This window comes from Photobacterium sp. R1 (assembly GCF_054600795.1).
This window is the reverse complement of the sequence record NZ_BAAHZP010000089.1, coordinates 1-463: the sequence shown is the minus strand read 5'-3', so window position 1 is coordinate 463 and position 463 is coordinate 1. Positions and strand designations below refer to the sequence as shown.

The 463-nt window shown below is 56.4% G+C and carries 1 protein-coding gene; it reads left to right on the top strand.

The annotated features are described in order from the left end of the window. Positions 1–109: 109 nt before the first annotated feature. A partial coding sequence (locus ACYP03_RS24090) for a DUF547 domain-containing protein (protein WP_459782374.1) occupies positions 110–463 on the top strand: 354 nt, incomplete at its 3' end.

Genomic DNA, 463 nt, shown 5'->3' with positions numbered 1-463 from the left:
GGCTCAGACACCCTGCTCCGGCAGGGTGTTTTGTTAAGCGCCCGCCATCGGAAAGAAACGCCTCCGGTTTCGGTCTGTTGAATATCAATCTTTTTACAGAGGTGTTCACATGTCTCCGTTACGCCCAACCCTGACCGTCTTGCTCCTGATGATACTGCTCAGCCTGTCTTCAACGACACTGGCCGCGCCCAAAGCCGATCTCTGGCCTTTCTGGCAAGCCAGTAACCCGGCCAGTACCGCAACAATTGACCACGCCATCTGGCAAGGCTTGATCAACGACTATCTGCTGGTCGCCCCCGAACAGACCCGCTTTCGTTATGCCGCCGTCAGGCAGCAAGATAAAGCAGCGCTGTCCCGCTATCTGACCCGACTTGCCTCGCTGGATCCGCGCCGCTACAGCCGCAATGAGCAATTTGCCTACTGGGTAAACCTGTATAACGCCCTGACGGTCAAAGTCATCCTG